This is a genomic window from Exiguobacterium sp. UBA1053, assembly GCF_002316465.1.
Classification (GTDB): domain Bacteria; phylum Bacillota; class Bacilli; order Exiguobacteriales; family Exiguobacteriaceae; genus Exiguobacterium_A; species Exiguobacterium_A abrahamii.
Genome location: NZ_DCDO01000011.1, coordinates 54,455 through 78,413, shown reverse-complemented (window position 1 = coordinate 78,413; position 23,959 = coordinate 54,455). Strand labels below are relative to the sequence as shown.

22 protein-coding genes and 1 other annotated feature are annotated in these 23,959 nt (G+C 47.1%); of the genes, 8 read left to right on the top strand and 14 right to left on the bottom strand.

Features of this window, described 5'->3' with window-relative positions; all coding sequences use genetic code 11:
- Window positions 1-144 precede the first annotated feature (144 nt).
- On the top strand, window positions 145-1,536 hold the full coding sequence (locus B3G15_RS07280) for a TrkH family potassium uptake protein (RefSeq protein WP_290719475.1): 1,392 nt from the start codon (window positions 145-147) through the stop codon (window positions 1,534-1,536).
- A gap of 51 nt (window positions 1,537-1,587) precedes the next feature.
- Here B3G15_RS07280 and B3G15_RS07275 read toward each other — a convergent pair whose 3' ends face one another.
- Both B3G15_RS07275 and B3G15_RS07270 read right to left on the bottom strand, forming a co-directional pair.
- Window positions 1,588-2,652, bottom strand: a complete 1,065-nt coding sequence (locus B3G15_RS07275) for an SDR family oxidoreductase (protein ID WP_290719472.1) — start codon at window positions 2,650-2,652, stop codon at window positions 1,588-1,590.
- Entirely contained in the window at window positions 2,652-4,787 is a 2,136-nt protein-coding gene (locus tag B3G15_RS07270) for an ATP-binding protein (RefSeq protein ID WP_214858819.1), read from the bottom strand. Before B3G15_RS07270 ends, B3G15_RS07275 begins: the two co-directional genes overlap by 1 nt.
- A 162-nt stretch (window positions 4,788-4,949) precedes the next feature.
- Between B3G15_RS07270 and B3G15_RS07265 the strand changes: the two genes are divergently transcribed.
- Window positions 4,950-5,477: a restriction endonuclease gene (locus tag B3G15_RS07265; RefSeq protein WP_023469692.1), complete on the top strand. Its 528-nt coding sequence runs from the start codon at window positions 4,950-4,952 to the stop codon at window positions 5,475-5,477.
- Window positions 5,478-5,648: 171 nt separating this feature from the next.
- Window positions 5,649-6,125, top strand: coding sequence for a hypothetical protein (locus tag B3G15_RS07260; protein WP_023469691.1), 477 nt, complete (start codon window positions 5,649-5,651; stop codon window positions 6,123-6,125).
- Between the two features lie 45 nt (window positions 6,126-6,170).
- Here the strand turns inward: B3G15_RS07260 and B3G15_RS07255 are convergent, their stop codons facing one another.
- Window positions 6,171-6,794, bottom strand: a complete 624-nt coding sequence (locus tag B3G15_RS07255) for a DUF1836 domain-containing protein (protein ID WP_023469690.1) — start codon at window positions 6,792-6,794, stop codon at window positions 6,171-6,173.
- Between the two features lie 115 nt (window positions 6,795-6,909).
- Between B3G15_RS07255 and B3G15_RS07250 the strand changes: the two genes are divergently transcribed.
- Window positions 6,910-7,557 (top strand): diacylglycerol/polyprenol kinase family protein, encoded by a 648-nt coding sequence (locus B3G15_RS07250; RefSeq protein WP_290719459.1) that lies wholly within the window; start codon window positions 6,910-6,912, stop codon window positions 7,555-7,557.
- Between the two features lie 3 nt (window positions 7,558-7,560).
- On the opposite strand, the gene B3G15_RS07245 is transcribed toward B3G15_RS07250, so the two are convergent.
- The 3 genes from B3G15_RS07245 to B3G15_RS07235 form a co-directional block, all read right to left on the bottom strand.
- Window positions 7,561-8,421: a tetratricopeptide repeat protein gene (locus B3G15_RS07245; protein ID WP_290719456.1), complete on the bottom strand. Its 861-nt coding sequence runs from the start codon at window positions 8,419-8,421 to the stop codon at window positions 7,561-7,563.
- 140 nt (window positions 8,422-8,561) lie between these two features.
- Window positions 8,562-9,686, bottom strand: coding sequence for an alanine dehydrogenase (ald, locus tag B3G15_RS07240; RefSeq protein WP_023469687.1), 1,125 nt, complete (start codon window positions 9,684-9,686; stop codon window positions 8,562-8,564).
- Window positions 9,687-9,807: 121 nt separating this feature from the next.
- On the bottom strand, window positions 9,808-11,025 hold the full coding sequence (locus B3G15_RS07235; RefSeq protein WP_029342896.1) for a PucR family transcriptional regulator: 1,218 nt from the start codon (window positions 11,023-11,025) through the stop codon (window positions 9,808-9,810).
- A 144-nt stretch (window positions 11,026-11,169) separates the two neighbouring features.
- On the opposite strand from B3G15_RS07235, the gene B3G15_RS07230 reads away from it, so the two are divergent.
- The gene (locus tag B3G15_RS07230) at window positions 11,170-12,546 is read left to right on the top strand and encodes an alanine/glycine:cation symporter family protein (RefSeq protein ID WP_214861165.1); all 1,377 of its coding nucleotides are present in this window, start codon (window positions 11,170-11,172) and stop codon (window positions 12,544-12,546) included.
- 55 nt (window positions 12,547-12,601) lie between these two features.
- On the opposite strand, the gene B3G15_RS07225 is transcribed toward B3G15_RS07230, so the two are convergent.
- The 4 genes from B3G15_RS07225 to B3G15_RS07210 form a co-directional block, all read right to left on the bottom strand.
- A complete protein-coding gene (locus B3G15_RS07225) occupies window positions 12,602-13,459 on the bottom strand; it encodes a sulfite exporter TauE/SafE family protein (RefSeq protein WP_050678439.1) in 858 nt (285 codons plus the stop codon).
- A gap of 114 nt (window positions 13,460-13,573) precedes the next feature.
- Complete coding sequence (locus B3G15_RS07220) at window positions 13,574-15,130, bottom strand: solute symporter family protein (protein WP_050678440.1); 1,557 nt, start codon at window positions 15,128-15,130, stop codon at window positions 13,574-13,576.
- Window positions 15,127-15,453, bottom strand: a complete 327-nt coding sequence (locus tag B3G15_RS07215; RefSeq protein ID WP_290719448.1) for a DUF485 domain-containing protein — start codon at window positions 15,451-15,453, stop codon at window positions 15,127-15,129. The genes B3G15_RS07220 and B3G15_RS07215 overlap by 4 nt, the downstream gene beginning before the upstream one ends.
- Window positions 15,454-15,716: 263 nt before the next feature.
- Entirely contained in the window at window positions 15,717-16,364 is a 648-nt protein-coding gene (locus B3G15_RS07210) for a TVP38/TMEM64 family protein (protein ID WP_290719445.1), read from the bottom strand.
- Window positions 16,365-16,602: 238 nt separating this feature from the next.
- On the opposite strand from B3G15_RS07210, the gene B3G15_RS07205 reads away from it, so the two are divergent.
- Window positions 16,603-17,517 (top strand): rhodanese-related sulfurtransferase, encoded by a 915-nt coding sequence (locus tag B3G15_RS07205; RefSeq protein WP_290719442.1) that lies wholly within the window; start codon window positions 16,603-16,605, stop codon window positions 17,515-17,517.
- Window positions 17,518-17,575: 58 nt separating this feature from the next.
- On the opposite strand, the gene B3G15_RS07200 is transcribed toward B3G15_RS07205, so the two are convergent.
- Together B3G15_RS07200 and B3G15_RS07195 are read right to left on the bottom strand one after the other, a co-directional pair.
- Window positions 17,576-18,358 carry an alpha/beta hydrolase gene (locus B3G15_RS07200; protein ID WP_290719439.1) on the bottom strand — a complete coding sequence of 261 codons (783 nt, stop codon included), beginning with the start codon at window positions 18,356-18,358 and terminating at the stop codon, window positions 17,576-17,578.
- A 15-nt stretch (window positions 18,359-18,373) separates the two neighbouring features.
- The gene (locus B3G15_RS07195) at window positions 18,374-20,050 is read right to left on the bottom strand and encodes a GGDEF domain-containing protein (RefSeq protein ID WP_290719437.1); all 1,677 of its coding nucleotides are present in this window, start codon (window positions 20,048-20,050) and stop codon (window positions 18,374-18,376) included.
- 129 nt (window positions 20,051-20,179) lie between these two features.
- Window positions 20,180-20,398 (top strand) — a binding site (T-box leader).
- 60 nt (window positions 20,399-20,458) lie between these two features.
- Here B3G15_RS07195 and argS point away from each other — a divergent pair.
- Complete coding sequence (argS, locus tag B3G15_RS07190; protein WP_058265680.1) at window positions 20,459-22,141, top strand: arginine--tRNA ligase; 1,683 nt, start codon at window positions 20,459-20,461, stop codon at window positions 22,139-22,141.
- Window positions 22,142-22,171: 30 nt separating this feature from the next.
- Window positions 22,172-22,777, top strand: a complete 606-nt coding sequence (locus B3G15_RS07185; protein WP_050678446.1) for a hypothetical protein — start codon at window positions 22,172-22,174, stop codon at window positions 22,775-22,777.
- Between the two features lie 62 nt (window positions 22,778-22,839).
- On the opposite strand, the gene B3G15_RS07180 is transcribed toward B3G15_RS07185, so the two are convergent.
- On the bottom strand, window positions 22,840-23,433 hold the full coding sequence (locus B3G15_RS07180; protein ID WP_290719432.1) for a metallophosphoesterase family protein: 594 nt from the start codon (window positions 23,431-23,433) through the stop codon (window positions 22,840-22,842).
- A gap of 76 nt (window positions 23,434-23,509) precedes the next feature.
- Window positions 23,510-23,923, bottom strand: a complete 414-nt coding sequence (locus B3G15_RS07175) for a carboxymuconolactone decarboxylase family protein (RefSeq protein WP_023469674.1) — start codon at window positions 23,921-23,923, stop codon at window positions 23,510-23,512.
- Window positions 23,924-23,959 lie beyond the last annotated feature (36 nt).

Here is a 23,959-nt window from a genome sequence, read left to right as displayed (position 1 = left end):
CTTTAATGATTACACGTCCACTTTTATCTAGTTTACCAAAAAAATACGAAAACGTTTAGTCGATTGCATATTTCGATAGAACTTCTTAATTCGAGGGAGTATGATAAAGACAATTCTGTCTGAAAACTATCTAGGGGGAGTAAGATGTTCTCGCATAAAAGACGTTCACGACTCGCACGCTTCGGGCGTTTAGGTGAATTGATGTATCATCAGCTGTTCGATAAACCGGCACGTTTTATCGCAACTGGCTTTACATTGACGATTTTACTGGGTGGTTTTTTATTGTGGCTTCCGATCTCGCAGCAAGAGGGGCAAGATGTATCATTCATCGATTGCCTATTCGTTGCGACATCGGCAGGAACCGTCACAGGACTGTCACCGATTAATATTGCCGAATCCTATAATTTACTCGGTCAAATCATCATGATGCTCTTAATTCAGGTCGGTGGACTTGGATTCATGACGATCGCGCTCGTCTTGCTCAGCGTCACGGGACGAAAAATCGGGATTCGTCAGCGGATCATTATCCAAGAGATGTTTAATCTCGATAGTCCGGGCGGAACGATTCGTCTCGTTCGTAATATCATCGTCACGACGGTCCTCGTTGAGATCGTCGGCATGTTTTTGATTGCGCTTGATTTGTTCATTCAATACAAATACAGCTTCGGAAAAGCACTCTATTACGGTTTGTTCCACGCCGTATCTGCCTTCAACAATGCAGGATTCGCACTATGGGGTGATAATCTAATCGGTTTCCAACAAGATACGACATTCATTCTGACGATTGCAGCGCTCTTGATGATTGGTGGTCTTGGTTTTACGGTTATCGCGGATATCGCTGGTAAACGAAACTTCAAGAAAATTTCGCTCCATTCTAAATTGATGGTGCTATCACTACTCGTCATCAATGGACTAGGTGTTTTAGCAATGATGCTCTACGAATGGGTTTCGAACTTGGGTTCGTTAAAAGATGAATCGTTCTTCAGTGCGCTCCATATCGTATTTTTCCAAGTCGTCACGACACGAACGGCTGGTTTCCAGACAATCGATTTAACGACGATGGTGCCGCTCTCGATCGGTTTGATGATGGTTTTGATGTACATTGGGGCAGGTTCCGCATCAACAGGTTCCGGGATCAAGGTCACGACGGCAGCGGTCATCTTGAAAAATGTCTGGACGTATCTCCGCGGACAGCGTGAAACGGTTCTGATGCGACGGACTGTTCAGACGCAAGCGATTCAAAAGGCATACGCGATTGCTGTCTTCAGTTTATTGTTCATCGCTTTAATTACGACGTTCCTGGCGTTGACCCAGCCGAATATTTCCTTTATTGGTCTATTCTTTGAGACCGTTTCGGCATTTGGAACAGTTGGTCTTTCTTTGAACGTAACAGCTGAGCTCAATAGCTTTGGTAAGTTTTTGATCATGTTTATGATGCTACTTGGACGTGTCGGCTCCTTGACGATTCTGTTCACGTTCGCGACGCAACGAGACCGGACGATTCGTTATCCAAAAGAAAATATGTTGATCGGGTAACCGATAAAAAAGTCCAATCGACTTCCCTTGTGGAAGAACGATTGGACTTTTTTAGTGTGTCACGTGTGTTTGATAATACTGGACGAGTCGAGGCATCGTTTCTGCAAGATCTGGACAAATAATACCAGTGTCCCGTAAGTCACGTAAGGCATGTGTCGTATCATAATGAACGGGATGAATGAAGTAGTCAAGTGTCTGCCGTTGCATCTGAAGTCGTTTTGCGACAGCTGGAGTCAATGCCGTGCTGACGAGTCGAAACGGAACGATTCCGCGCGGATAACGTCCATAATAGGCGACGTGTAACATCTCAAAAATCGCGCGTGCGCCATGTGGGAATGGATCTGTCAGATGATAGGTCTTATTTCTTCCGACAGGTGCATGACTGAGATAAGCGGTCGCTTCAATGACGTAATCATAGGGCACGAGATTAACGAGTGCGTTTGCTCGACCTGGGTACGGAAGAGGGGCGAAGGATTGCAGGAGACGCATCGCGTTCAAAACGAAATACACCCCATCCCACTTCGGTGTTTCGCCCGTTTCGGAATGACCGACGACGATCCCAGGACGGATGATCGTATAGGGAATCGTTCCGATTTCTTTACGGAAACGCACTTCTGCTAAATATTTCGTTTCTTCATAAGCATTTTTAAAGGTACTAGCTTGTAACTCATCTTCTAGAACCATTCCGGAACGAAGACCCGAGACATACGCTGTACTGAAGTAAATGTAGCGCTCTAAGGCCCGACACGTATGAGCAAACTGTGTCACGTTCGCGGTACCGATCACATTGATTCGAAAGGCAGGTTCATATGCTGTTGCTAAATCATATAGCGCCGCGAGATGAAAGATGTGTGTGACGTCTTGTTGCAACATCATTCGAGCCTCTGATGATAAAGCAAGCTGTTCGACCGTGATATCGCCTTCGTGCAATACAAGTTGCTCCGGTCGTAAGGATGTACGTTCTAGAAGATCCTGGCGTCGCTTAACAGCTGCGTTTCGCTCTGACGGTAAATGAAGCAAATGAAAACAAGCGATTTGGTCCGGAACACGTGCCAGTTGTTCGATCAGTTTGGTCGCTAAAAAACCGGGGAAACCCGTCATGAAGTAGGTCCGCATCAATTCCATTCCTTTCTTGGATCACGTTCGAGTACAACGGTGAAGGTCGAACCATCATTGATTTCTGATTCAACGGAAATCGCACCTCCGTGCGATTCGATGATTTCCTTACAGATGGCAAGTCCGAGGCCGGTTCCGCCGATTTTCCGGATGTCTGAGTTATCGACCCGGTAAAATTTCGTAAAGAGCTTTTCAAAAGCATTTTGTGGAATACCGAGTCCATAATCCGTCACAGAGAACGTTGCTTGTTCCGGATTGGCTGAAAGAATGACTCGAATATGATCCGCCTGTGGAGAATACTTAATGGCGTTCGAAAGCAAGTTCAAGATCACCTGCTTGATTTTGTGCTCGTCCGCAAAAATCAGAACAGGATCCTCTGGTAGTTCTAGATCAATTCGATGCGTCTCGACGGTCTCGCCATAGGCATCGACGGTTGATGCGAGAAGATCGCGCAACGAGAACGACGTGAAGGTATACTCCTGTTTTCCACCTTCTAGACGCTGAATGTCTAAAAACTCATTTAATAGCTTCGTCAATCGTTTCGTCTCTTCGTGGACGATCTCAACATACCGTTCGATTCGATCAGCCGATTGTTTTTTATATCGTAGTAATTCCATATAGCCAAGAATGGAGGACAGTGGCGTGCGCAACTCATGCGATACTGTACTGACGAGTTCGTCCTTTACTTGATCCATCTTCGCTTCCTCTGTCCGGTCACGGAAAACAAATAGGAAGCCATGACGAGAAATGCGACTCTTCTCCTTTTTGATCGCAGTCGCATAAAATTCGAAATAAAGTGGACTGGACTCATTTGGTCGCTGTAACGTGAAACGAAACGATAGTTCAGAATGTTTTCCGGCGAGTAATTCTTCTACTTGTCGGAGCATCTCGAATCGAGTGTTCAAATCGAGATTCGGAATCAGACTGATTCGTTCTTGAATCTTACTTGGTGCAATGCCTGGGACATCGAGTAATTTGCGTGCTTTGACGTTCATGAAGATGAAACTCCCATCCTCTTCTGTCAGTAGGAACCCTTCATTGGATGCTTGAAGAATCGATTGTGTGATATCACGCTGACGCATGATGGCATTTTTTTCGCGTTCAAGCATTTTCTCAATCTTTTTTCGTTCGGTAATATCACGAACGACGGCGACACGCATCCGGATGTTGTTGTAGATGATTTCACGCGGGAAGACTTCGATTTCGACAGAGGTTCCGTCGGCACGTTGACCGAGAACTTCGTACGGTTCTTCTCGATGCTCCTCGATGCGTTGTAAGACACGCGCGTGATGATCCGGATGAATCAATTCAAGCGTCATCTTACCTTTCATTTTCTCAAGTTTCGTCCGGAAAATGACTTCTGCTGCGCGATTGGCATCGATGATGATGCCGTGGTCATGAAAGATGACGGCTTCAACGACGGATTCCGAGAAGAGTCGGAAGCGGCGTTCGCTTTTCGTTAGATGCCATTCGATTTGTTTTTGCGGTGTGATGTCCTGAATGAGCAGGAAGTACGTATCGTTTGGTAACCGTGTCATATAAAGGCGTCCATGGAACGTTGAGCCATCCAAACGATGATAGGTCCATTCATTTTCGGCTTCCCGTCCATGCAGTAAAAACAGTTGCGCGTCCGATAAGTCTTTTAAGTTCAATTGTTCGAGATGTTGACGGCGGGTAGCGATTTCCTTCGCATCATGTAGAATCGTCGCTTGGAGACCAATGATGTCTTCGGCATGCTCGAAACGGAATAAGGTGCTTGCCACTTCGTTACAAGTTTGAATCCGAAACTCCGAGTCGGTGATGAATAGAGCAGTATCTAGTGTTGAATTGAATAAGTCCTCGATTTTCAGGGGAGCGACATGGACAAGAAAATAGTCCGTGGCTTCAATCGCTGTGACTGTTAATTGATGTGTCGTTGAAATGACGGCTTCCTTCTGTAATGGAAAGAAATCATCCGTGATGGGAAACAGCTCCTGAACGGTTTCGATATTTGGAGTGTTCATGAACTGGTGTTGAAACGCGTCATTATGAAATTGAATCCTTCCATTTGCATCGACAAGAAGAACAGGGTCTTTCATAGCACGTAACGTCGCGTGAATGATTCGTAGCGATGAAGGAGATGAATGTTCTGCCATGAGCTACCTCCTGACTGGTCTTCGACCATGGATTTTAAGACAGTCTTTCCTCGTTAGTTTACTTCTGCAAGACGAGTCGTGTTTCCTGTTGAAGGAAGCAACCGACGAAGAATTTTAGTATAGTGAAAAAAAGGTCACGACGAAGTAGAGGGGAAAAGCACGATGAAACGATTAAAACGAAAACGATTGTTACTAGCAGCTTTGTTTGCAATGATAGGAATTTTCGGAACTTATTTTTTTTCGAGTTCTTGGGAACCTTTAATCTTAATCATCAGTATAGTAGGGTGTATCCTTTTTCTTCTTTTGTCCATTTTAACGCCGTCGCTTGAAAAACGACTCGATCGAATGGAAGGACGAGAATTTGAAGAATGGCTTGCCGATTTATTTGAAACAGCAGGATATCGGGTCGAGTTGACACCTGCTTCACGCGACTTCGGAGCAGATTTGTTGATAGAGGATGAACGAGGGTATAAGATTGCCATCCAGGCAAAGCGATATAGTGCGGCTGTAGGGCTCGAAGCGGTTCAACAGGTCGCTGCCTCGGTTCCATTCTACGGGATGGACGAGGGGTGGGTCGTTACGAATTCGACCTTTACGGAAGCTGCGTATCAGCTAGCTGAACCAAATCAGGTTCGCCTCATTGATCGGGAAGAATTGCTCGCATTTGCAAAGGAGATGAACCTGCATTGAACATGTCGAATGATTGTCGACAAAAGGGGGTTGTCAATTTGGAGAAACGGTGCAATAATCATTTTCGTTAACGAAATATCATACAGATAAAGAAAGTTAAACTATACAGGATGTCTAAATAAACTGGGGACGAAAAACCAGCACGTTTTAGCAGTGAGAGGAGAATTTCTGTTGCGCAAAGTTGTCTATGTGCAGGGTTGCGTTTTTTCGCAAGGTCATGCCGCGATTTATGATGAAGCGCACCAAATGATCGGTGCGGTTCAACACGACGAGAATGGTCGTGTTCAAGTAATGAATGGTGAAGGTAGAGGGGTAGCGTTTGGTAAGTTCATTCCGACGTGTAAGAAGTGGGTCGTGATGAACCATGATGGACAAGAGGTAGGTCAAATGCGTGAGAAGTTTTCGCTCTTCTCGAAGAAATGTGAGTACAACGTGTATGAGCGTGGTACATTCACGATTTCCTTCGACCTGACAAAAGGAAAATTCTCCGTACGGAGTGCAGCTGGAGAAGTCGTTGCTGAATTGTTGCAAGACGGTGATGAGTACCGTCTCGTCAAGGATGCGGACAAACTCTCGATGTACGAACTACTCTCTGTCTTGAAAAGTCTGACGAACAACGTCCACTATAAATCACTGACAGCCGTCTAAATAAAAAAAGATGCCTTCCATGACATGGATGGCATCTTTTTTTCATCATGTCGTTTGCAGAACATGATGGAGGCGTTGTTTCGCTTCGTGTGTTAAATGCGATACACGACGGGCATAGAGACACAGTTGGAGAACGTGGACAGTTTCAGGGCGGTAAGCGTTAATGCGCTCGAGCGAGCGTCTGAGACGCTTCTCCGTCAATTCGATCGGACCACTTGTCTCCGCGTGTTGCGTATAGACGAGATAAAAATTAAGCGGACTGATTAAATCATCCTCATCAATATTCGGATTCTTGAAGACGATCGTCAGCAGTTCTCGTGTTTCTTCTAACGAGAAGAGGTGTTTTAAATCATCCAGTAAATAGATGATCGAAGCCTGATTGATCGAGTACTTCTTTCCGCGATGCGGTACGCCGATGATGTCCCGGACTTCACGTTTCGTCCAGTTCTGGATCGTCGTCGCTGACATATGTTCACCAATCAGGGCATTTGCCAAATGAACGATTTCATTGATGGATAGACCATTTTTTAATGGATCGAATTGCTTCAAGCGATTGATGACCTTCGGCAATTCTGTGCCTTCCGTTGCGACGAGGGGTTCGATTCCTTTTCCTTCATTTAGGCGTTGCAGACAACTTGATAATGTTTGGACTGCTTGAGCATCATACATTTCCAAAACTTCCTCTCTAGGACGTCATTTGACCTTATGTTATCAAATGAAGGTTCAATAGGGCAAATGGCAACTGAAACAACGTACAATAATAGGAAAGAAAGGGGGAATGACGATGGAATGGATAGCTGCTCTTGGCACGATTGGAATCGTCGGGCTAGCTCTCGTCATCCTGGAAGTCATTGGACGCCGTTTCGGCTTTTCTCCCGAGACGGTTCGAAAATGGATTCATATTGCTGTCGGTCACTGGGTATTTCTTGCGCTGCTCTGGCTGGATCACTGGTACGTTGCGATCGTACCGTTGTTATTCTTTGCTGTCGTGAATCTAGTGACACTACGAAAAGGAATCGGTCAGATGCACGACGTCGATCGTCCTTCTTACGGAACGGTCTATTATCCACTCGCTCTAGCGGGACTTGTCCTGTTCTTCTTCGAGCGACAGCCGATGGCGCTAATTGCGGGAAGCATGGTGCTTGCTTGGGGTGACGGTCTCGCGGCTCTCGTCGGAAAACGCTACGGAAAGACGTTTTACGTCCGTGGTGAGACGAAACGATCCTTTGAAGGAAGTATCGCCCTATTTTTGGCGTCATTCCTCGTGTTGACCGTGACGTTCTTGTTTTATGGACAACCGGTTTGGCTCGCTGTCAGTTATGGCTTCTTGCTTGCGAATATCGCAGCCTTGATCGAAGCCATCTCATATCGCGATCTCGACAACTTGATCTTGCCATGGACGATCGCGGCACTCGTCGCGTTTGCTTTTTGACGTTCAGTCGCGTAACAACAATTGTTTGAAATAGAGAAAGCGTAATCGAATATAGTCCGGATACGCACGCCAACCTGCATGACGGATGGTCATATCCCGACACATATCCTGAAAGACATGACGATAGATCTTTTCTTCGGAATCGTCATAAACAGCTGCGAACAAGCCATGCTCGAGCATGTTGGAAAGGCATTCGTCGAGCTTAGCGTAGAGGGTCTCGTCGCTGTCTTCGCGCAATGTAGCATGTAGCTTCTCATATTGAATACTTTGATTGACAGAAGCTGTCGCATGAAAGACGGTGGTTTTGTCGAGATGGGGTACGCCAAGGATTAATGCATAGAGTGCTTCCAACATGTCAATCGAATGACCGTCCAGTTGTTGGATGGAATCAATGGCCATCAGCGTATCGATTCCAGATGCGCCAACCTTCTTTAAATATGTAAACGCATGAATAGCTGACTCCCCATAAAATTGACGATGATTGTAATGGACGGCAAGGAAACGATGTCCTGCTGGCTCTTCAGGGAACCGTGTGATGGCTGAAAGGAAAAACTGTTCTGCTTCGTGCATATATCCTTCATCTTCACTGATGATACCGAGGAGGATGTATCCGTGCACATGCTCACCGAGTTGCTGATGTGTCTCTTCGATCAGCCGGCGCGCTTGAGTGTGTTCGTTCTTGAAGTAAAGGGAATGAGCTGTAGCAATGTTGAGCAATGGATGAGATGGGATGAGAACACGTAAGCGCTCAGTTGCGGCAATACGTACGCTCTCTTCTGTATCGGATGTCAGTGTTTCGAGTAACGCGACTTCAGCGACGTGGCTCTGAAGTTCATGAGAATGAGCGGTTATGGTTTGTGTCATGTAATGAGATCCCCTCTACTAGTTCAAAATCATAAGTCTTCGTTTCTCATCATATGACAAGCCGAGTGGCGCCTCAAGAAGTAAAAAAAATAGTCGATGGTTCCTCAAAAAGGAATCATCGACTATTTCTACTTTCAAGATTATGCGTGTAGGTGAAGCACATCTTCAACGGATTTGTACGTGTATCCGAGATCGCGTGCGACCGCTTCGTACGTGACGAATCCTTGTGCGACATTCAATCCTTTTTCGAGAGCCTCGTTTTCAGCAAGCGCACGGTGTGTGCCTTTGTTCGCGAGTTCAAGGACATACGGGAGCGTTGCGTTCGTCAATGCAAGTGTAGACGTGCGTGGAACGGCACCCGGCATGTTCGCGACTGCGTAATGAACGACACCGAATTTTTCGTACGTTGGGTCATCATGCGTCGAGATACGATCGACCGTTTCGAAGATACCACCTTGGTCGATGGCAACGTCAACGATGACAGCGCCCGGCTTCATGCGTTTGACCATGTCGGCAGTGACGAGTTTCGGTGCTTTTGCACCTGGAATCAAGACAGCACCGATGACGAGATCACTTTCAGCGACCGCTTCAGCAATCGTGTACGGGTTTGAGATCAATGTGTTGATCGAGTTACCGAAGATGTCATCCAACTGGCGAAGGCGTTCTGGGCTGACATCGATGATCGTGACATCCGCACCGAGACCAACCGCGAGTTTCGCAGCATTCGTTCCGACGACACCGCCGCCGATGACTGTGACTTTTCCACGACGAACCCCAGGAACACCTGCAAGCAGGATGCCCATACCACCGTGTGGTTTTTCTAAGAACTGTGCACCGATTTGCGATGCCATACGTCCTGCGACTTCACTCATTGGTGTTAACAATGGAAGCGTGCGATTCTTTTCAACTGTCTCATAAGCGATTGCTGTGATGTTCGAATCAACGAGTGCACGTGTCAGTTCTGGCTCAGCCGCTAAGTGAAGATACGTGAACAATGTCAGATCCGGACGGAAGTATTGGTACTCTGAAGCGATCGGCTCTTTAACTTTTAAAGCGAGTTCGGCTGTTGCCCAGACTTCAGCAGCAGTCGCGATGATTTCAGCACCTGCTTTAACGTACTCTTCGTTCGTGAAGCCACTCCCCATACCTGCCATTGATTCAATGATGACACGATGTCCTTGTGCATGTAACGCTGCTACCCCGGCAGGTGTTAATGCAACACGGTTTTCGTTGTTTTTGATTTCCTTTAATACTCCAATGATCATGTGAACGCGATCCCCTTTCGCAAATAAACAAATCAATTTCTCTTCATCTTCAGTATACGAGAAATGAAAGCGTTCTACTTTATCGGTGTTTTCAAAAATAACCGATATCCTTTGTGAAAAATCACAAAGGATATCGGTCTGCTTTTAGATACAAATAAAGTAAGGAGCGTTCAGGTAAAGATTCCATTCGAATGCCCGCTTCTTCCTCGATCCGTCGCATCCGATAGAGGATCGTATTCGGATGGACATGGAGATGGGAAGCGACTTGTTTGACGTTTCCATCATAATGAAGGAACCATTCTAGCGTCTCACATAAGGACGAGGCATGTTTCACATCGTAAGCACGCAGCCGTTCGATTTCTTCCAAGCGAACCGTCCGCCGTCGCAGACGCTCCGAGAAAATCGGTAAGAGCTGGAATAAGCCGAGGCGTTCGTAACGAGTCACGTTCTTCAGCTCAAATGGGAAGGCGTCTTTTAGACGCAAGACGATGCCCGCTTCTTCATAGCGCTCGGGAATCGCTTGGACGCCCGTGAAGACTTCACTACTTGCTGCGACGAAGTCCGTATAATCAAATCGCTCTGCGAGTAGTTGTCGGAATGACTGGATGAAGGCATCGAACTGCAGACGCTCTTGTTCTGCGTCGCGATCGTTTGTGCTGATCCACAAGATGAAATCCGTCTCATCATACGCATAAAGTAACGGACGAACCGTCTGCTGGATCGTCAATAAATAGCGCAGGCGATCGGCGAGACGCGGTGTGATCGCTTCCGAAAAACGGATGACCGTCAAACGACTGATGCCGGGTGGTGCGACATGGAGTTTAGAGAACATCTTCAAGATTTCCGACTCGGATAGTTCTTCATGTAATAACTCGAAGAAGAACTGTTCCGTCTGTTCTTCCTTCCGTTTTTTCTGCATGTCGATCGCCAGCAACTGACGTTGAGCAAGTAGAGCTCCTTTCTTTAAATCGGCTAATTCCGACGGAGTAAACGGAGTGCTTCGCGCAATCGACCAGATATAGCCGAGAATTTCTGAATCTTGCTTGATCGCAATAGCGACACGGTCATTCAGTCCGACACCGGTACGTGCAGAAATAATGAGTGGATCATCTTGTGTAGCAAGGCTCTGGATGACTTCATCTTTCCAGAGTTGGTCGATGACTGATTCTGGTACCCGGCGACCAATGATCGTTGCGACACGGGCAGGGTCGGTATCAGCTGTATGTGTACTATACGCAAGAAGGCGGTGATTGCGATCTTCAATCGTAATCGGGGCATTCAAGGCAATACCGATCGCTTCCGCTAAGTCGTCTAAGGAATGATATGAAGCTTCTAACATGGGATTTCCCTTCTTTCTCTTTCACTCGATAGTTTTAGTATATCTTCTATTGTGTAAAATCACAAAAAGTATTCTTTTGTATTGTAAGAAAACACAACTACATGCTACGGTAAGCCTCGGAAAAGAGAGAGAGGATGAAATGGCATGGAAGTATTACGTCTGATATCGGCTTGGGTCTGGGGGATTCCGAGTATGATGTTGTTGGTAGGAACAGGAGTATACTTTACGATCCGCTTACGCGGTCTTCAGTTTCGACGTTTAAAACAAGCGTTTCAATTATCTGTTCAAAAATCAGGGCAAGGTGAAGGTGAAATCAGTAGCTTTCAGATGTTGATGACGTCCCTCGCGGCGACGATCGGAAACGGAAACATCGCAGGGATCGCAGTCGCCTTGACGATGGGCGGACCGGGCGCAGTTTTTTGGATGTGGGTCATCGGTTTAATTGGAATGGCGACGAAATATGCAGAAAGCCTCCTTGCCATTCTCTTTAGAAGTCGAAACGAACGCGGCGAAGCCGTCAGTGGACCGATGTATTATATCGAGAAGGGACTAGGAGCTAAATTTAAACTACTCGCCATCCTGTTTGCGGTATTTGGTTTGATCGCATCGTTTGGTGTCGGGAACACGGTGCAAGCGAATGCGATGGCAACGGTGCTTGAGCAATCGTTCCGTGTGCCGCTGCTATTGTTCGGCATTCTGCTCGCGATTGCGGTCTATGTATCGATTCGTGGTGGACTTGAACGCGTCAGTGCGATCTCGACGATCTTTGTTCCGATCATGAGCTTACTTTATATCGGTGCCGCTTGTGTCCTTTTAATATTGAAGGCGGATCAGATTCTACCAGCCTTTGGTTTAATCTTTGAGTACGCTTTCCAGCCGCTTGCGCCTGCAGGAGCCTTCACCGGTGTATCGATCATGATGGCGATGCAAGTCGGTGTAGCACGTGGTATTTTCACGAACGAAGCAGGACTTGGGACAGCAGCATTGATTGCCGGATCTGCGAAAAGTGAGCGTCCGGTCGAACAAGGATTGATTTCGATGACGAGTACCTTTATCGTGACCTTGATCGTTTGTACGATGACGGCACTCGTCCTTCTGACGACAGGCTTTTGGGATCCGTCAGGCGGGCTACATTCAGGTATGACGCATGATGCGAATCTTTCCGGGGCAGCACTGACAGCAACCGCCTTTGCGAGTGTTCTAGGATCATTTGGAGAATGGACGGTCGCTTTCTCCGTCTTCTTCTTCGGTTATTCAACGATCATTGGTTGGTATGTCTATGGAGAGAAGTGCTTGGAGTACTTGAGCGGTACGACACGCTTCAACGAAGGATACCGCGTGTTCTTTGCGCTCGCAGCCTGTTATGGTGCGGTCGCGCAATTAGAACCGTTGTGGCTGGTCGCAGATATTGCAAATGGATTAATGATGATTCCGAACTTGATTGGAATGTTGTTCTTGTCGCACTTAGTCATTGAACAAACGAGAGACTATGAACGAGCCGGTCACAAACGAGTGGCTTAACGGAAAAAAGCGGTGATGCCTGATAGGGGCATCACCGCTTTTCTGATGAGACGATTTATCCATTCGTTCGACGACGGCTGTAGATGAGGAGTGTCAGTAAGAAAATCAAACTAAGCGCAACGAGAACGGAGAGTGAAGCGACGTTCCAGCCGATGACCTCGAGTAACACACTGACCGCAACCGTCAAATAGAAGATACCGAGGTACTTTTTGACGAACGGACTTTCGAAATGCGTCAACTGCTTCGCGCCAATCGGTGCTCCGAGCAAGGCGCCGACGATTAGCATGATCCCGACGAGGATATCGATATTCGTACTCGCGACCGTATAGTTGACGAGTCCCGATAGAACGATCAGTAACGCGGAAGCAATACTCGTTCCGACCGCACGTTTCAACTCATAGCCAACGATCCCGACGAGTAACGGTGTGATGATGAATCCACCGCTGACACCGAGGAGCGAAGAGATGAATCCAGCGAACAGACCAGTGAAGGCAAGGGCAAGATATCGATTTTTCCAACCCGTCTGTTCACCGGTCGTTGCTTTCGGACGTAAGAACTTATTCGCGAAGTAGAGTAAGAGTCCGATATAAACGATTGAGATGACGAGATGGGCACCGTTGACTTCCTCTAAACGAAGGACGAGTGGTGTCGCGATCGTCGAACCGATGATTCCAACGCCCCCGACGACAAGACTATCGCGCCAGACGACATTTTTAAGGCGTAAGTGAGAAATCGTACCTGAAACCGTTGATCCGAGAGTCAACATGAGACTGGTCGCGATCGCAACGCTTGGAGCATATCCTAAAATGAGTAGTAGAGGCGTCAAGATGATACCGCCACCGATTCCGAAAAAGCCGGAGATGATTCCAATGAAAAATCCGAGGATTAAGAAATAATAAAAAGCGAGATCCATGTACAGTCTTCCTTTCTTTTTCTTCTCTATTCTTCACTTAGTATGGCAATGAACGAGAAGAATGTAAAAGGGGACGGCTCCTTCAAGGGGGTTGAAGGAGCCGTTAAGGGGAACTTATTCTTTTGACGCGGCGACTTCTGCAGCAGCATCGATACCGGTATTGGCCTTGACTATGATACGTTCGAAGTTACCGGCAACTTCGTTCGATTTCGTCAACAGTGTCCCGACGATGGCTCCGAGGAAGCCAAGTGGGATGGAGACGATTCCTGGATTCGTCAGCGGGAAGAGGGCTTCCCCGACGAACAAGGCTGAACCGTCGACTGCCCAAAGGTTTGGACTGAGTGCGACGAGAATCAGTGAAGAGAATAACCCGACGACCATACCAGTGACAGCTCCGCCAGTATTGAAACGGCGCCAGAAGATCGTCAAGAGAATGACTGGCAAGTTAGCACTTGCCGCGACAGCAAAGGCAAGCGAAACGAGAAACGCGACGTTCATCGTTTGTGCGAACAATGCCAGTACCATCGAAATCAAGGCGACGGCGATGGAAGCGAGTCGTGCGGCCGTCATCTGTTCTTTTTCCGTTGCTTGTCCTTTACGTAGAATATGACTATAGAAGTCATGGGCAAAGGCGGATGCTGCGGATAAGACGAGTCCTGCAACAACGGCGAGGATCGTCGCAAAGGCGACTGCAGCGACGAACGCGAAGAGTAAATCGCCACCGAGTGCTTGGGCGAGAAGTGGTGCCGCCATGTTACCAGCAGCATTGGCAGCGATGATATCTTCAGAACCGACGAAAGCAGCGGCACCAAAGCCGAGGAAGATCGTCAAGATATAAAAGGCACCGATGATCCACGTCGCATATACGACGGATTTACGAGCAGTCGGAGCATCCTTAACAGTAAAGAAACGAATCAAGATATGTGGTAATCCAGCCGTTCCGAGAACGAGTGCGAGATTCAATGAAATCGTATCGAGCGGTAACTTGAACTTGTTTCCGGGATTCAAGAATGAATCACCGAGCGGTGTCGCTTGTTTGACTTCTGCAAACATCTTGAAGATCGAAAAATCGAACTTGGCGAATACCATGAAAGAAATGACAGCTGTTCCTGCCATCAAGAGGATCGCTTTGATGATTTGGACCCATGAGGTCGCTGTCATACCACCGAAGACGACGTAGACGGTCATCAAGATACCAACGATGATGACACTTGTCGTGTAAGGAATTCCTAATAACAATTCAATCAAGGCACCCGCACCGACGAGTTGGGCAATCATATAGAAAATCGAGATCGCGATCGAGTTCATGGCAGCGACTCCGCGAACTTTTGATGCGTTAAAACGAGCAGCGATCATATCCGCCATCGTATATTTCCCGAGGTTCCGAAGTGGTTCGGCAACGAGATACAAAACAACGAGATAGGCAACGAGGAAGCCGATCGAGTAGAAGAATCCGTCGAATCCAGCTAAGGCGATCATCCCGGCAATTCCGAGGAACGAGGCAGCGGACATATAGTCGCCGGCAATCGCCATCCCGTTTTGCGCACCAGTGAGTCCGCCATCCGCTGTATAAAAATCGTTAGCTGTTTTTGTTTTACGAGCAGCAAAGTATGTAATGACGAGCGTCAAACCGACGATCGCCGCAAATAAAGCAACGGCAGTATAATTCATTTCGACTCCTCCTTGATCTGTTCGACGAGTCGATCAAAGGCATGTGCTTTTTTGCTGTACATCATGCAGAACGTCCACGTCATGATGAACTGAGCAAAAGCGAAGATCCAAGCACCTGTAATATCACCGAACACCGGCTGATTTAAAATCGTGAAGTAGCTTGTTAAAATCGGAAGCGTAAAATAAAAAATAAGACAGAAACTGATGGCTGGAAGAATGAAGCCATTCTTTTGACGCATCAATTGTTGAAAGGTAGCGCTCTCGACGATTGCTGGAGCGGATTGAGTCGCTTCATTTTTTTGAACTTCGGACACTTGATGCATGAGGACGCCTCCTTTAAGGAATGAATGTAAATTCATTATAAGGATGTCGTTTCTGGAAAAGCTATCCTAATTTTTAAGAAGAAAAGCTCATTATTATATTAATATTGGTCATACCAATTTAATGTAAGCGTTTGCAATATTGAACATTGTTTGAACGTTATTTTTATATATTAATTATGTCGGAAAATGATTCAAAAGACCTAGTACCCGGAAAATGAGAACAACTTAAAAAGCCTGCCTATGGAAGCATAGACAGGCTTGAGTCATTTTTCAGATGGACGTTCGATCTTATCTTCGATTTCCCGTAAATGATCCGCACGTTTTGAGAGCGCACGACGCTTCAGCCATTCTTCCGTACCGCGACTGACTCCCCAGATGACGAGTAAAATCAAAAATAGAAGGACAAGACGCATCGGACGTTCAAGGAACGTGGACCATTCCTTTCCGATTAGCGAGAAGATGATGACGACGATCAGACGACCGGCACCAGCAGCGATCAAATACGTCCGCAGCGATAGTTGAATCATGGCGGAAATGGACGTGATGATGAACGCAGGCATGAACGGAAGCGAGAAAAAGAATCCGAGTGAGATGGGACTCATGTGACGAACACGTTCGATCCACTGTTGTGCGGCATGGTGTTTTTCAAGCCAACGCGTAACCGGACGACGAAATAGATATCGAATACAAGCGAAGACGACGAGTGATCCAAGCATGCTCCCGACCCATGATACGAGAACACCCATACCAAAACCATAGGTTGCCGCATTCGCGGAAATGATCAGGACGAGTGGCAGGAAAGGAAATAGAGACTCAAGAAACGGGGCAATCAAACCGGTGGCAGCTCCTCCAGGTAAGTCTTGGAGAAAGAAAATCATCTGCTCGATCCAGTCACGAAGTGTATGGAGCATTCGGAATCCTCCTTGCGAGATGTACTACTGTGTTTTATTTTACATCTTTCTGATTCAGAAAGGGAATGAAATTCCTTGAAAGGGATTCAGGAATTGTAGATTGTACATTCGAAAGGGAGTTGGTATTATACTTAAATGGGTGCGTTTTGCAGGCGTTCCCAGCTAGTCAATAGCTAGACGCTTCGTTTGCCAACGTTCGTTTTACTGCAAAAAACTGACATGGGGGCTAATGAGGAATATGAAACCTTATCGCGTACTATTATTTTATAAGTATGTTCCGATCGAAAATGCGGAACAGCTAACGAAAGAGCATCTTGCTTACTGTAAAGAGCTCGGTATTAAAGGTCGGATTTTGATCGCACCAGAAGGAATCAACGGCACACTCTCTGGAACGGTCGAACAAACGGAACAATACATGAAGGACTTGACGGCAGATCCACGATTCGCTGACATCGAATTTAAAATCGATGAAGTCGAAGGGCACGCCTTCAAAAAGACGTTCGTCCGTTACAAAAAAGAACTCGTCACATGGCGTTTTGAGGATGAATTCAACGTACCAGAAGAACACGCTGCGTATCTTGAACCAGCAGAGTGGAAAGAAATGATGAAACAAGATGATGTCGTCATTCTCGATGTACGCAACAACTATGAATACGACCTCGGACACTTCAAGAATGCTGTAAAAGTCGATGTCGAGGCTTCACGGGAATTCCCGGAGTGGCTTGACGAAAACGAGCATTTGTTTGAAGGAAAAAAGGTTCTCACATACTGTACGGGTGGTGTTCGTTGTGAAAAATTCACGGCGTACTTCCGTAAACGGCAACAGAGTGATGATATCTTCCACCTAAAAGGCGGAGTCGTCATGTATGGAAAAGATGAACAGACGCAAGGAGAAGACTGGGAAGGCGAACTATACGTCTTTGATGAGCGTGTACAAGTTCCTGTCAATGCCGTCAATCCTTCTGTCGTCTCAGAATGTTACTACTGTGGAAAACCGGAGACGCGCTACGTTAATTGTGCAAACCCGGAATGCAATCGACAGCACTTCTGCTGTGAAGAATGCGAACCAAAAGTCATGCGTTCGTGTTCCGATGAATGCCGGGAGCATCCGCGCAACCGTTATGAAAAAGAGCAACAAGAAGAATTAGTATAAGGCACGCGTAAAAAGCCGGAGGATTTCTTTAGTAGAAATCGCCCGGCTTTTTGTGTATTCACGAGGAAGGAAACAAGTAACGCAAAACATCCGGTAAACGCTCGGCCCAGGCCGTTTCATGATGAATCGCTTCCGGGATGATCGTATAGCGACTTTGAGTAAGTTTCTGTTCGACCGCACGTGCTAAGACGTCATTTGTGTGTAAATAATCCGTTTCGGTCATCGGACCACTCACTTCTTTTGTCCCGACATCCATATAACAGCGATGGGCAGTAGACAGCGATGGACTGCGCTCGATGAATTCAAGGAGTGAGGAGAAGTTTGCCCATCCGGCAGTCGACAGGGCAGCGACACGCGTGATGACTTCCGGATACGCGAACAATCCATAGAGCGAGATGACGCCACCCATCGAGCTGCCAATCATCGTCGTATCGTCAGGGCGTGTCGCGTAGTTGGTATCAATGTATGGTTTTAGCTCGCGGATGATCCAGTCCATGTAGACCTTACCGTTTCCCCCGATCGACGACCGATGTGAAGGATAGGCAGTCCGCATCAATAAAGCTTCATCACTCCAAGGAGCGTAGTCGTCGTAACGGTCCATGCCGTCTTCTGGACTGTCGATCGCGACGACCATTGCTGGAATCTGTGTTTGTTGTAGCGCAAGATGAATCTCCCAGCCTTTTCCGAACGAGGCGGTTTCTCCACTGAAGACGTTTTGTCCATCGTGCATATAAATCACCGGTAACGCTTCAGAAGGATCTAAATGGGGCGGACGATGAATCCGAATCGTCCGGTGAGCTTGTGATGTCGGTAGCGTCATTTCAATTTCCGTAATCGACAATAGAGTCACGACCTTTCAAAGATTTGCGTAATGCGCGGTACAATTGCGTCCGTTGTGTTTTCCGCCGACATAGAGTGCATGGTCGGCTTGACGGAGTGATTCTTCGAACGTTCGTTGATATCTTTCCTCCACTGTATCAATTCCGAGGCTGACCGTTAAGGACAGTCGGTGACCATCGACGAGGAAGGGACGATCCATGACCGCATGGCGGACCGTCTCGGCAATCTGGATAGCAGCCTCTTGACTACCATTTCGCAACAGAAGCACGAATTCCTCCCCGCCATAACGAGCAGCAAAGACATCATCATATTGCAATTGAATCGCCTGGATACGTCGACCGAGTTCACGAAGGACGAGATCGCCCACTTTATGACCGTACGTATCATTGACACGTTTGAAATGATCGATATCGAACAGGATCACGGAGAGCGGATAGCAGTCAGCGGCAAATTCCTGCCGACCGTGTTCATAAAAAGCACGACTATTCGGTAATTCGGTCAAGGCATCGGTCCGACTTTCCGTATAGAGTTGGACCGTTTCACGTGAGCGTTCTAAGACGCGACAAAAGATACGGAGCAAACGAGATAATTCGTCGGCATTTGTCGCATCATAGGCGTCTGCGACTTGATGGAATAGGATGATCGAAACATCGACCTCTCCGCTCGTAATCGAAGGAATCGCTAGCATCGAGTGACGATCGACAGGCAATCCGATCTGAATATCGTTTCCCCAGTCACAACGAAGACCATAGATGATTGGGGTATGCAAATCGTCGGCTGACAAGGAATGAAACAGTGGTAACACGTCGATTGGTTGTTTCGTCCGGATGTTATAGATGACTTGTTTCCGCTGTTGTTGAATCGAGATCCAACCTTCAGAAAACGGCAACAGATGTGGTAAATCGAGGAGCAACGAATCGATCGTCTCGCGCTCGAAGCGAGAAATCAACAAGTGTTCCTTCGCATCATCAAATCGCTTGGCATTATCGTTTGCTTCAAGGGAGTCACCACGCTCTTGCAACAGACGTTTGAACAAAAAGAGAATCAAAGCGGAAACTGTAGCCGCGACGAGCGGACTTTCATCGTAGAACCAGATTCCAAGTAAAGCACTTAACATGCTGATTCCGTAGACGAGGGACTGAAGCTTTACGAGACGTTGCCAATCGTATTTCAAGTAGAGGAAGCGATTGACGAATAGACATTGGAAGTAAGAGACAAGGAAGACGGTGATCAAAAAGCCGATGAAAGGAATCAAGGCTTTCGTATACGTAAAGTTTGAGCCGATTGGTCCGCTGAGCGCATAATACGCAAAGACCGGAAGCGAGATGTAGATTAAATCGAACAAGGCGTTGATCGGGTAGAGATAAACGAAACGTTTCCAACGAATCGCTTTTCGATGAGACATGAATTGAAAGACGAGAATACCGACTTGGCTTAAAATCAAGGCGTACGTTAAACCGTAATTGAGGAATAAAAATAAGATGATGCCTTCTTGGAATGTATAGTAAATGCCACCACGACGGACATTATCGAACTGAAACAGGAGCACAAGTCCGAATAAATAAAGAGTGTTGACGATGGAGACGGAAGGATGGAAGGTTGGTGGATGAACGATGCCGATCACTAATAATGTCAAGGCGACGAGACCGAAGACGATCCAGCTCGTCCGGGCTACATGTTGGTAGTAGCGCATGAAACATCCCTCCCCCTGAGAAGTATCTTTTATTCCTATACCCGAATTGTGGAAATTTTGATAAGAAATTTACCAAAAAAATAAGGTTGAGAGAAAAGAAAGAATTGCGTATAATGTGAAAGATATCGAATACAGTCGATGATGAAGAGAGTAACGGTTGATATTCGTCAACTAGCGAATCAGGGAATGGTGGAAGCCTGAGGACGAACCGGTCGTGAAGCGCACTTCTGAGACGCTGCCCGATTCCTGATGGAAAAGGCGTAGCCGGGGGAACCCCGTTATCCCCGAACAAGGTGGGTGTCGAAATGACACCAAGAAGAGTGGTACCGCGGTCATTCCGTCTCTTTGCGCGTGGCGCAAGGGGCGTTTTTTATTGCCAAAAAATCAGTGAAGCAGGAGGAAATAAAGATGAGTTATAAAGCGCAGTATGCAGAAGTATTACATCAAGTCATGGAAGGTGCCTTATCGGTTGAACAAATCGAACAACTGATCGAGCAACCGAAACATGAAGATCATGGAGATCTGGCATTCCCATGTTTCATGCTCGCGAAAGCATTCCGTAAAGCACCGAACATGATTGCTTCGGAGCTCGCAGAAAAAATCGACGCGCCGTTGTTCTCGAACGTTCAAGCTGTTGGTCCTTACATCAACGTCTTCTTGAACCGGGAAGTCGTCTCGCAAGAAATCGTCAACCAAGTCCTGACGGAGCAAGAGGCGTTCGGATCAAGTGAAGCGAATGGAAAAACGATCGTCACTGATTTTTCATCACCAAACATCGCGAAACCATTCTCGATGGGGCACTTGCGTTCGACGGTCATCGGGAACGCGCTCAACCAAATCTCACGTAAAAAAGGGTATGACGTCGTCGGTGTCAACCACTTAGGGGACTGGGGAACACAGTTCGGGAAATTGATGGTGGCCTACACGATGTGGGGTGAGGAAGAAGCGGTCCGTGCAGAACCAATCAAGGAATTGTTGAAATTATACGTCCGGTTCCACGAAGAAGCGGAAACAAATCCGGCACTTGAGGACGAAGGACGTCTCTGGTTCAAAAAACTCGAACAAGGTGATGAGCAGGCGACGACGCTTTGGACGTGGTTCCGTGAAGTCTCACTCGTTGAGTTCAACCGTGTCTATGAGATGCTCGGTGTTAAATTCGATAGTTTGAACGGAGAAGCCTTCTACAACGATAAGATGCAACACGTCATCGATTTGCTCGAAGAAAAAGATCTCCTCGTCGAATCAGAAGGGGCAATGGTCGTCGACCTCGAAGCAGAAGGTATGCCACCTGCCTTGATTAAAAAGAAAGATGGCGCAACGCTTTATGCGACACGTGACTTAGCAGCTGCTGTCTATCGTCTCGAAACGTACCGCTTTGAGCAAGCGTTCTACGTCGTCGGTGGGGAACAAGCGCTTCACTTCAAGCAATTGTTCGCAGTCTTGAAGAAACTTGGATTTGAGAACGTCGACGGAATGCACCATGTGCCGTTCGGTCTGATCATGAAGGACGGAAAGAAAATGTCGACGCGTAAAGGTCGGATCGTCTTACTTGAAGAAGTACTACAAGAAGCGATCGACGTCGCGAAGCAAAACATCGCGGAAAAAAATCCGAACTTAGCGAATGCCGAAGCAACGGCTCGTCAAGTCGGTGTCGGCGCCGTCATCTTCCACGACTTGAAGAACGAACGGATGAACAACATCGAGTTCGATCTTGAGCAGATGTTGAAATTCGAAGGCGAAACAGGACCGTATGTCCAGTACACGAATGCCCGTGCGCACTCGTTGCTCCGTAAAGGTGGCTATGATGGCACACCATTCGCTGGTAGTGCCGATGATCATGCATGGGGTGTCGTCTCGATGCTGAACCAATTCTCGACGGTCATCGATCGCGCGTTCACACGTCGTGAGCCATCAATCATCAGCCGTTACGTCTTAGATCTTGCACAAAGCTTCAATAAATACTACGGACACGTCCGTGTTCTCGAAGATGACGCAGCAAAACAATCGCGTCTTGCACTCGTCAAGTCGGTCACGATCGTCTTGACAGAGGGTCTTCGTTTGCTTGGTGTCGGCGCTCCAGAAGAAATGTAAGACCAATCCACGAATAAGAAGAGGTAGATTATGAAGACTGAGACGAAAGAACGATTACAGCAAGCTGCTTCACAGATGAAGCAGGAGCCTTTGGCAGAAACGGTCGCCTTCATGGCTGATTTTCACGGGAAAGTCGCTGCTTGGTTACCGGGAGAGTCTGTCGATTTCGTTCACGATTTCGTGACGGCACCGGAAGCCGATTTGATTGCTCCGATTGAAGGAGACGCATTACGGACGAAAGACAATTTTGAATTCTTCATGCGTAAGAAACAGACACGGAAAAAACTGGGTGAACTGTTGACGCTTTGGAAGTCGGCACGTACGACAGAGACGTTGAGTCAAATCGATGCGATCGGATTGAAAAAATGGCTCGCTCGTAATGAATTCCGTTCGGAAGACAAGCCGTGGGATTATTTGAACCGTCTGCATGTTCTCTTGTTCCTTGATTTGATGACGACGATCATCGATGATCATCGATTGACGAGTCTGCATGAGCAACTTGTCGGTACGACACCAGTCCCGACGAGCTTCGTACGTCGTCAAGGGGATGTCCGTCAAGTCATCGAAACATTCGCGGAAGAGACGAACTTCACACAAGTGGATGTCGTTAAGGCATCGCTTGTCCGTTATCTCTGATCAATAAGATACACGAACAAAAGCCGTCGAGCCCTGTGCCCGACGGCTTTTGTCGTATCTTCTTACTTCGCCTGATAGAACACAATCGTTTGTTGCTCTGAATCGTAAAGACACCATTCTCGTTCGAACATGACGGGACCTAGATTGACGGCATACCGTCCTCCTTTGATGGATAAAGTTTGACCTAGTGGGCTCGGTTTGGCGATACCATTTCGAAACAAACCTCTGATATGACTATGACCAAAAAAGAGTAACGGTTCGCGTTGTTGTGACAGGTCGGGTAGAAAATCCCGCGACCAACTGAGTTGATCTCCATGAATCAATAACGCCCCCTCGATCCGTTGTTTTCGAGGGCAATCGCGTAATGCATCGATGACAGGAGATAGATGTGGTGGAACGAGCGACAGGATGCGCTCTTCTTGATTACCAAGTAACGTCTTAAAATCAATCAGCTTTAAAAAATCATCATCGAGCGTCACGACGAGGGAGAGCGATTCGAAAGAATAGCGCTTCGCTCGCTTTTTACCGACATGGCATTCATGAACATCACCGAGACAAAACAAATGCGCATCGGGAGCGAGCCGCCGTATGTCAGCTAGGACAGCCGCTGTGTCGGCTAATGAGCTATGAAGATCCGCAAAAAGGGCATAACGCATGATCGACCACTCCTTTGTTAAGGAGATACCCGAAAATGCGTCATGCCCATCTTTTTTCAATTAAGTCGTACGGATCTTATTCTGTTTCGACTGTGACGCCACGTTCTGCAAAGACGACTTTTGCGACTTCAAGTGCGTTCAAGACACGTGGGAATCCAGTGTAAGGAACAAGATGCATGATAGCTTCGACGATTTCGTTTCCTGTTAAACCAGCTGTCAATCCAGTATTGATGTGGAGAGCAAGCTGTGGTTCTGTACCTTGTGTGACGAGAGAAGCAATCGTAACGATTGCGCGGTCACGGTTGACGAGACCATCGCGGCTGTAAACTTCACCGTATGCGAAATCCGTGATCCACTCACCGACTGCTGGAGCGATATCTTTCAGGGATTCAGAGATTTTGTCATGCGTCGATTGTGCAGCGTTTGCGTCTGTGAATTCGCTGAGTTTTTTAACGCCTGTTTCGTGACGTGATTCAAAATGAGTTGCCATGGTAAAGGACTTCCTTTCTTTTTTAACGATGTTCTT

What these genes read in the sequence shown, in the direction of transcription:
- B3G15_RS07280 (WP_290719475.1), top strand. Translation starts at nt 145, where the DNA reads ATGTTCTCGCATAAAAGACGTTCACGACTCGCACGCTTCGGGCGTTTA.
- B3G15_RS07275 (WP_290719472.1), bottom strand. Translation starts at nt 2,652, where the DNA reads ATGCGGACCTACTTCATGACGGGTTTCCCCGGTTTTTTAGCGACCAAA.
- B3G15_RS07270 (WP_214858819.1), bottom strand. Translation starts at nt 4,787, where the DNA reads ATGGCAGAACATTCATCTCCTTCATCGCTACGAATCATTCACGCGACG.
- B3G15_RS07265 (WP_023469692.1), top strand. Translation starts at nt 4,950, where the DNA reads ATGAAACGATTAAAACGAAAACGATTGTTACTAGCAGCTTTGTTTGCA.
- B3G15_RS07255 (WP_023469690.1), bottom strand. Translation starts at nt 6,794, where the DNA reads ATGTATGATGCTCAAGCAGTCCAAACATTATCAAGTTGTCTGCAACGC.
- B3G15_RS07250 (WP_290719459.1), top strand. Translation starts at nt 6,910, where the DNA reads ATGGAATGGATAGCTGCTCTTGGCACGATTGGAATCGTCGGGCTAGCT.
- B3G15_RS07245 (WP_290719456.1), bottom strand. Translation starts at nt 8,421, where the DNA reads ATGACACAAACCATAACCGCTCATTCTCATGAACTTCAGAGCCACGTC.
- ald (WP_023469687.1), bottom strand. Translation starts at nt 9,686, where the DNA reads ATGATCATTGGAGTATTAAAGGAAATCAAAAACAACGAAAACCGTGTT.
- B3G15_RS07235 (WP_029342896.1), bottom strand. Translation starts at nt 11,025, where the DNA reads ATGTTAGAAGCTTCATATCATTCCTTAGACGACTTAGCGGAAGCGATC.
- B3G15_RS07230 (WP_214861165.1), top strand. Translation starts at nt 11,170, where the DNA reads ATGGAAGTATTACGTCTGATATCGGCTTGGGTCTGGGGGATTCCGAGT.
- B3G15_RS07225 (WP_050678439.1), bottom strand. Translation starts at nt 13,459, where the DNA reads ATGGATCTCGCTTTTTATTATTTCTTAATCCTCGGATTTTTCATTGGA.
- B3G15_RS07220 (WP_050678440.1), bottom strand. Translation starts at nt 15,130, where the DNA reads ATGAATTATACTGCCGTTGCTTTATTTGCGGCGATCGTCGGTTTGACG.
- B3G15_RS07215 (WP_290719448.1), bottom strand. Translation starts at nt 15,453, where the DNA reads ATGCATCAAGTGTCCGAAGTTCAAAAAAATGAAGCGACTCAATCCGCT.
- B3G15_RS07210 (WP_290719445.1), bottom strand. Translation starts at nt 16,364, where the DNA reads ATGCTCCATACACTTCGTGACTGGATCGAGCAGATGATTTTCTTTCTC.
- B3G15_RS07205 (WP_290719442.1), top strand. Translation starts at nt 16,603, where the DNA reads ATGAAACCTTATCGCGTACTATTATTTTATAAGTATGTTCCGATCGAA.
- B3G15_RS07195 (WP_290719437.1), bottom strand. Translation starts at nt 20,050, where the DNA reads ATGCGCTACTACCAACATGTAGCCCGGACGAGCTGGATCGTCTTCGGT.
- argS (WP_058265680.1), top strand. Translation starts at nt 20,459, where the DNA reads ATGAGTTATAAAGCGCAGTATGCAGAAGTATTACATCAAGTCATGGAA.
- B3G15_RS07185 (WP_050678446.1), top strand. Translation starts at nt 22,172, where the DNA reads ATGAAGACTGAGACGAAAGAACGATTACAGCAAGCTGCTTCACAGATG.
- B3G15_RS07180 (WP_290719432.1), bottom strand. Translation starts at nt 23,433, where the DNA reads ATGCGTTATGCCCTTTTTGCGGATCTTCATAGCTCATTAGCCGACACA.
- B3G15_RS07175 (WP_023469674.1), bottom strand. Translation starts at nt 23,923, where the DNA reads ATGGCAACTCATTTTGAATCACGTCACGAAACAGGCGTTAAAAAACTC.